The organism is Paenibacillus sp. MAH-35, from assembly GCF_058135425.1.
Window position 1 is genome coordinate 1 of sequence record NZ_JBYUPU010000082.1, and the last position, 8,191, is coordinate 8,191.

Annotated in this window: 4 protein-coding genes; 1 reads left to right on the plus strand and 3 read right to left on the minus strand. The window is 52.6% G+C overall.

Translation table 11 applies throughout. The annotated features are described in order from the left end of the window. The first annotated feature begins 341 nt into the window (after positions 1-341). Positions 342-1,679: an ABC transporter substrate-binding protein gene (locus AC3Y2E_RS34360; protein WP_379217904.1), complete on the plus strand. Its 1,338-nt coding sequence runs from the start codon at positions 342-344 to the stop codon at positions 1,677-1,679. 718 nt (positions 1,680-2,397) lie between these two features. Here the strand turns inward: AC3Y2E_RS34360 and AC3Y2E_RS34365 are convergent. The 3 genes from AC3Y2E_RS34365 to AC3Y2E_RS34375 all read right to left on the minus strand — a co-directional run bounded on the left by AC3Y2E_RS34365 (position 2,398) and on the right by AC3Y2E_RS34375 (position 7,908). Continuing rightward, on the minus strand, positions 2,398-4,284 hold the full coding sequence (locus AC3Y2E_RS34365; protein WP_379217906.1) for a NosD domain-containing protein: 1,887 nt from the start codon (positions 4,282-4,284) through the stop codon (positions 2,398-2,400). A 22-nt stretch (positions 4,285-4,306) separates the two neighbouring features. Continuing rightward, the gene (locus AC3Y2E_RS34370; protein WP_379217908.1) at positions 4,307-5,641 is read right to left on the minus strand and encodes an ABC transporter substrate-binding protein; all 1,335 of its coding nucleotides are present in this window, start codon (positions 5,639-5,641) and stop codon (positions 4,307-4,309) included. A gap of 167 nt (positions 5,642-5,808) precedes the next feature. Next, positions 5,809-7,908 carry a beta-galactosidase trimerization domain-containing protein gene (locus AC3Y2E_RS34375; RefSeq protein WP_379217910.1) on the minus strand — a complete coding sequence of 700 codons (2,100 nt, stop codon included), beginning with the start codon at positions 7,906-7,908 and terminating at the stop codon, positions 5,809-5,811. Positions 7,909-8,191: the final 283 nt, after the last annotated feature.

Below are 8,191 nucleotides of genomic sequence, written 5' to 3' on the forward strand. Positions count from 1 at the left end.
AATTGTTTTTAAAGAAACCATATGAAAAGGGAAGAAAAAACTGAAATGCTATTGACATAGAAATCGATTAACGTTTATATATTATGTATAATCTACTTTATAGTATCTACTAACCGGTTCGTTTTTCGCTTCTACTCCCTCATAACGTCCCTGTTTCGCCGCCATCGACATCTATGAATGCGCTATCATAAGCTCCAGAATTGATATGTAGGAGGTGCCCGCACGATGGACAAGTAATCGATTAAGCGGCAGCTTGCCGCAGGTCCTGCAGAGAAGTACCTTGTTGCGTTGCCAAGGCTGGACGTATGGAAGATGGATAACCAAGCTAAAGGAGAATGAATATGACTGACAAACGGCTGAAATGTTTATTGTCCGCGGCTGCCCTTGTATGGATCGCTGCGTGCGGAACCGGTTCGAGCGATAACGAAACGAAGTCCGCCGAGTTGCCCGAATCCGCCCCGCCGAAGGCGGCAGAACCTGCGAAGCCGAAAGAACCGGTAGAACTGGTCATCTTCTCGAATACCGGAGATTCCCAGGAAGGATTCAACTCCATTCACGGCAATATCATCCGGCAGAAGTTCCCCGACTACACGTTCACCTACATCCAAAACAAACCCGGCTCCACGCTGCCCGAGCTGATTGCCCAGAAGCAGCGGATCGATCTGATCTATCAGAACATCTCCTACTTCTACGAGCTGGGATCAAGCGGAAACCTGCTGTATGACATGACCGAGCTCGTTCAGACGAACAAAATCGATTTGGGCAAGTTCGAGCCTACTCTGATTGACGGCATCCGGAACTCCGGAGGCGGCAAGCTGTACGGTCTGCCGGTAACGAACGTCGGCTTTGTAATGTATTACAACAAAGAAATCTTCGACAAGTTCGGCGTTCCGTACCCGAAGGACGGGATGTACTGGGACGAGCTGACAGAGCTGGCCGCCAAGCTGACGCGCAAAGAAGGCGACAAGCAGTATTTGGGCTTTGCGACCGATCTGTTCGCTCTTATGAACAATCCGTTGTCAATCCCTCTGCTTGATCCCAAAACCGAGAAGCCCACCTTCACCCAGGACGGCTGGAACAAGCTGCTGGAAACGTTCGTCCTGAAGCCCGCCGACAATCCGGCCTACAAAGACCGGACCGCTGCCTTGAAAAATATCCCGTACCGGTTTGAATTTACGAACTCGCAGGAGCTGGCCATGTTCGCCTTCATCTCCAAGTTTCCCCAAGCCGTACCCGAAACGCTGGAGAAAGTGAACTGGGATATGGCCGCTCTCCCGACCTTCCGGGATCTGCCCGGTGTCGGCACGCAGACGACGCCGGAAATGTTCGGCATCACCTCGATGGCGAGCAATAAACAAGCCGCGATGGAGGTCATTCATTATTTAACGACGAAGGAAGCCCAGATGATGTATTCGAAAAAAGGGCTGATGCCGGTCATCAACGATCCGGAAGTGAAGCAGGCGTTCGGAACCGGGTCTTCCTTCCAAAATATTAACTGGAAAGCGGTTTATTATAACAAGCCCGCCCCGATTACCGTGAGGACCAATTACCAGCTGACTGTCGAGGGGATATTACGGAAACATGCCGTTCAGCTCGTCTTGGGCAATAGCGATCTGAATACCGCCTTGCGGACCGCATCCGAGGAAGCGGAGAAAGCGGTAGCCGAGTTAAAAAGGTAAGTGCCGGCAAACCGCCTGTAGTACGACATGCCGTCCGGTTCGGTTATACGTCCGGACGGTCTTTTGACGTGCAGCGCCCAGATACGGATGTATCGCGTCAACTGCTGCCCGCAGTCGTGTGACGAGCTGGGGGCGTTAGGGCGGCTATCGGCTTCAACTAGGGCCGGGTGAAACTTTTCCGGAAGCTTTACCGGAAGCTTTGCTTCCGTTATGGGTTGCATACAGCGGAAAATCGCCAAATAGCGGAAGCTTTTGTTCCGCTATTTCCCGTGTAACCGTCTCTTTCACCCCATACGGCCAAAATAACGGAAACCCTATTTCCGCTATTAGGTGAAAATGATCGGTTTGGCAAAAATAAAGGAAGTTACTCTTCCGCTGGCACTAACGTGCAGGGCCGGATTCGTTCAAAATCACGAAACTATGAACCGGTGCTTCCGGCCGGCGCACTACTCGGGCTTCATCGTGCCGGCTTCCATGTGCCGACATCAACGTGCCGTCCTCCACGTACCGGCTTCTGCCCGCCGCTGCACAACACCACGCCGCTACGCCTCTTCTAAGAAGAGATTCAAAACAACCAGGGGAGCGGCCGTGAGCCTCTCCCCTTTTCCTTGCTCCCGTCTGACGGCGGCTCGCCAAACTCCACGCCACGCCGCGCATCATCACAGTGTACCATACCGTACCGCTGCACAACGCTTCCTTTATCCTATAACGTCAGTCCTCAAAAGCTTCTGGAAATCTCATACCAGACGCCGGCGATCCGCTTCAAGGTTACGAACTGATCTGTGCTTGCCCCAGCAATGTTCGCGCTCCCCTTGGTCCGGATCGTGGACGGTCCGTATACAATCGTCGTATTGGCGTCCAGCCGAACGACGATCGTCTGATTGTCCGCTCCGTCGTCAAACATCGTGACCGATGTAGACGACGAGTTGGCGAAGACGAACGAGCCCCCGATCCCGACCGACGGCGTAGTATCGCCTGCGGCAAACGTATACGGGTCCGTATCCAGCGCGTCATTGCCTGCACATTGTTTGAAATGCCCCCGGCCGCGCGTCAAAAACAGTTTGCTGAGCGTCGCCATGTGGAACGAATTGTTTTTCAGCGTATTGCCTGTCAGCTTGCCGCTCGTTTCTTCAAAGCAATACAAGTGATACGCATAGCTGGCCGTGTCCGTCACCACATTGTTCTGGATGATATTGTTTTTGGTGCTTGTCGTTCCGAGCTGCGATACGTAGATCGCGCACATCGCCCTCCCCGTATAGCAAGGACCGATGATGTTGTTCTGGATGATGTTCGACTCCGAATCCTTCGTCGCCCATACGGTCCCTACCGAAGGCGGGCCGTAGTTGGGACGCGAATATTTCGCTCCTGTCGGAAGAGGCCGAATCCAGTCGTTCTCCAGGGCGATCCCGGCGACGTAATGTCTTGATATCGCATTGCCGTCCACTTTATTGCCGATCGAATTAACCGCCAGATATACGCCGTAATTCGTAAAGCTTTCAATCGTATTGTCGGCGATCAGGTTGTCGTAGGAGCCTGTGTTGACATTAACGGCCGCTTCGCCGCCGATCGAATTGTAGCCGTCGAGCTGTTTCATGAGATTGGAGGTGACCAGATTTTTATAAGCCCCGTATCCGAGCAGCACGCCCGAGGAGAGGAAGCCGATCAGCTGGTTGTCCGAGATGATGTTGTTGTTGGACGACTGGGCCACATAGATGCTGCGATGATTTTGTTTGTAGCAATAATTGTGCGATACGACGCTGTTTTCGACAGCTAACAGGTTAATCGCATAGCTTCCATTTAATAAGATGTTGTCGGTGATGATGTTCCCGACGCACGGCCGGGTAGGCGGCACAATGTTGCCGTTATCGTGGAACCCGCCGAAGTTGGCCGACTCCCCGATCAGATCGATAAGCAGCCCTCTTTGCGTCGGCTTATCGTAGCCGTCGATGTAATTGTGCTGGATCTTGTTGTAGTTGGAGCTGAACCATAACAAGATGCCGTAATGATTCAGCGAAGCATGATTCGTAAATCCGTAGATGCGGTTATGAGTAAAGGTGCAGTTGGAGCATCCGTCGGCTTTGATCGCTTCCCGGTCGCCGCCGGACATATCGATATTCGCCTGCAAAGTAAAGTGCTCGACAGCCGTTCCGCCGAACAGGTTCGGCCCGTCCAGCTGGACGACTCCGTTGACCGCCGTCCCTTTCCCCTTGATCACGCCGTCGCATATAAGCGATACGGTTCCGTTTTTGATCCGGATCGACTGCACCAGATACGTTTTCCCGGACGGGCAATATACGGACAACCGATTGGCAGCGGCATAATTCAAAATCGCCTGAAATGCGGCCGTGTCGTCCGTCACCCCGTCCCCGACCAGCGGGGCAAGCGGAACCGGCGGGTTCATCACGTCAATGGCCTGCACCGTGTCCGCCATCACGTCCATCGTATTCATCAATCCTCCTGAAACAACTGCGGCGCCTGTCATGCCCAGAGTAGCCAGCATCGCCCTCCGGCTGATCCGCTTGTTCGATTTGACCTGCGTATAGTCTGATCCTTCTGGAGCAGTAGCTTCAACCGTATTCCCGTTCGCGAATCGATGCTCATCCATAGAACATTTCCTCCCGGTTTTCTTATTTGGTTTTCTGCTTGTACGCCTCGATCTTTTTCAGTCCGTCTTCCTCCATCATTCTCAGCGCCGTGTTCAAATCCATCTTGCCTAAGTTGAACTGGTTGCCGATCGTGTAATAAGTGGTGAGCAGATCTGCGTCATAGGCCGGCTTGGGCGGAATCGGCGCGAATTTGTTATAAAAGATCGCTTTCCAGTTCCGGTCCTTGTAGAACGAATCTTTGCCCAGCTCCATCTTCACCTTGTCGTTATTCAGCACCGGCATCGTTCCTTTCCGCGCGATGTCGGATTGGAATTCGTCGGAGACGAGATATTTCAGCACTTGCGCCGACGCGTCTTTGTTCTGGGCCATCTGCGTAATTCCGTAATAGCTCGGATACGACTGGGAGCCGACGCCCGGCATCTCCTTAAAGGTCGGCATCGAGACGATGTCCCAATTGATGCCTTGCAGTTCCTTCTCCCACGCATAGATCAGACTGGACAGGTAGAGAAACATTCCGACCGTCTTTTCTTTCACGAATGCGTTGATATCCGGTATTTTGTTCGCTTTCTCGATGGCATCTTTGTAGCCGGGAGCATTCATCGGCTGGACGTAAAACGCGTCGAAAAACGTTTTCCAGCGCTCATCCTTATTAATCGCGGGTGCACCGGTCGCCGGATCGGCGCTAGGTACGGAGAATGGGCTTAAACGAAGGGTGTGAAAAGGAGAGTGCGTTAATCCGTAATATTGAACGCCGTTCTCGACCCGGGTCAGCTTTTTGTTCAGCTCCATGATCTCGTCCCAGGTCATTCCGTCTTTCGGGAACGGGACGCCGAATTTATTGAAGAGATCTTTGTTGTAGTAAAGCACCAGATTGGTGGTCGTAACCGGAAGGCCGTACAATTTCCCGCCGGACGCTTGCTTCACGGCATCGACAACGGTGGAATCCAGCCGCGTCAAATCGATTTGGTGCTTCTTGATCAGCTCGGTCATGTCGTATTGAATATTAACGGGAAAAGCCTGGGCCTCAAAGTTGCCGATCGATTGATAAAAAATATCGAACCGGGTTCCGGTCGTAATCAGGTCCGTCAGCTGAGTTCCTTGTCCAGCCTGGATGTACTTGATCGTATAGTTCGGAAACTTCTGGCGGACCAAGTTGCCCATCCGGGCGTCGAAGCTTTCCGGCAGCTCCCCGTTATTCGAATAAAACACAATTTCGGCCTTCTCCTGGGTGTAGTCGATCGGAGCCGGTTCCTTTTTGTCCGCTTCCCCGCCGACTGCTCCGGTTTTGCCGCAACCGGCGGCGATGGAGGCAATGAGCATCATCGAGATCGGAATCGCGATATATTTGTTATTCATCGGTGAATCGAACCCTCTTTCTCCATATATTCGAAACTGAATTCTGAAGGGAAGACCCCCAAGTAAGCGCTGTCAATAAGCTGGCTCGAGGGTCTTCGGTCTCTGGCAGTCCTGCTACTCATACAGGTTCAGTAACAAAGTTCAGGCCGTAACCGGGTAGTTAACCCTTATTCATAGTCGATAGCGAACATATGGAAAATCTCGATCTGCGGCACATCAAACGCGATATATTCGCCTTCGCGGACGTAATCGACCAGAGCTTCGCCCGGAAGAAGTACAACCCTCGACGGTTTCCGGTCTCCCGTGTTGACTTGGACCCGGACGCCCGATACGGGAATGTTCGGCTGCTCCTGCTGCATATTGATGACGTTGATCGTATCCCGCTTGCCCGACTGGTGGCGGAACATCGTGATCTCGACAGGTTTAGGCGCATTGGTCTGGAAATAGGCCGGCTTCGTAAGCAGAGAGCGGATCAGATTGATAAAGATCGAACGCTGCCCTTCCTTCGCCATCCTCTCCAAATAACCGGCGGCATACATCGATTTTCCTTGACCGTACCGGTTCACGACGACCCCGGGATATGTAGTCGGAATCTCCGGCGGGCTGCTGATCGCCGACGCGAACTGGTGCGGATTGTCCGGATTCAGCTCGGGCAGCACGATCGTCGCCAGCGGCTCGGCCCCTTCGTGTTCCTTGACGATCAGCTGATTGCAGTTCACGGTTAGCGGGTAATAGTCGTCATAATCGGCAAAGTACGGCTTGCCGCTTTCGGTCGGCGCGTAGTAGGCAATATCTTCCCAGGTCGTCCGTTCATAGGTGACTCCGAATACGTCGGAAAGCATGTAATTGTCGTGCCGCTTCCCGGTTTTGTCCACCAGGGACGTATTCGCGCTGGCGTAGATGCTGCCTCCGGCTTCCACGAATTTGCGGATCGCTTCGATCTCGTCTTCATCCATCATCTGCAGGTCGGGCAGGATAAGCACCTGGTATTTATGAAGCTCGTTCAACCGGTTTTTGGTGATGACACCGAACGGAAGATTGGCGTCGATCATCGCTCTGGCCGCATTTAACGCCGCTAGATGATGCGGTGTGCTTGCCGAATGCGGAACATTGTTCACCGTCTTGCCGCTGTCGCGCAAATCGATCAGTGACTCGATATTCGTATAGATCGCGATATCTTGGCAATATTCGGCGTCGTAGTCCATAAAGGGCTCGTACCGGCGGGTTTCCCCGTATATTTCGCCGAGCATCCGGTACATCTTCTCGTTCATTGTACCGAGCGGATCGATCGCGTCGATAAAGCTGAAGGCGCCGTTATTGGCCATCGCCAAATAAACCAGGTTTTTTAAATAATGCTTCGGCTTGTAGACCGTATGCTCCAGCAGGTTGGCGTCGGCGACCGTCGTCATAAATTCGACGGAATGGTTTTTGCTGGCGCTGTGGAACAGCTTGCACACGTAGTTAACGATCTGGGGACCGCCCGAGATATCGCCGCTTAAATAATCGTTCTGATCAAAAAACTTCAGCGAAGCCGCCTGATGCCAGCCCACATAATAACCGGCCACATTATGCCCCAGGGAGATGCCCGGCTTCCACCGCTTGGCCGATTGCGTGACCAGCTCGGCGAATTCGGACTGCCACGCTTCCCGGCGCCGCTGAAACTGAACGAACTGCGGATCGTTCCAATCGACCACTCTTGGAATTTCGCTGATTCCCGTCTCCGCCAAATACCGCTTCCGGCACGCCGAGCAGTAGCATACTTGCGACAGCATGATCATGTCGATCCATAAGCCGTCGAATTCATAGTTTTTGCACAGCTGCTCGACATCGGCCAAGACCATATCCCGGTACCCTTCGTGGTTGTAACAGCATACGCCGTACCGGCCCGGCTGCCCCCAGTAGTAATCGCCGGTAGTCAAGCCGACTCCGTTCACCGCCCTCCATTCCGGATGATGATCGTACGCCCACTTCGACCATATATTATAGTAGACGATAGAAGGAAGTCCCGCTTCTTTGGTCAGTGTGGTGATCTCGCGGACGATGTCTCTGCCCTTCAGCCCTTTATGCATCTTGTCCGCCTTGGTCGGGAAGTTGGTGAGTCCTACACAGGAGTTCGTATAAAAGTAAATCGCGTCCACCTGCGCCAGCTTCATCAGCTCGATATAACGCTTGGAATCAAACTGCGATAAAAATCGCTCGTCCCAATCCGGGATATGCATGTCCACCAAACATCTGCGGTGACTTTTCTTAAACCACGGCTGGCTCATCGGTATGCCCCTCCTACTGTTCACTTCTTGTGTTGTTGGCTTCTTGCATTGTTCGCTTCTTGCCTAGTTCACTTCTTGCATACTTCACTTCCTGCATTGTTTACATCTTGCGTTATTTACTTCTTGCTCACTTCCTGTAAATCCATTTCTTTCCGGAGCTCGTTACTTTTCCAACACCTTTTCATGCAAGAGCCTGTTTCCGGCTAAAGCTTGATCCCCGCAAAGTTAGATATCGATTTCCAATCGCGTGCAAAATCACCACCGTTCAGAAAATGTATTATAT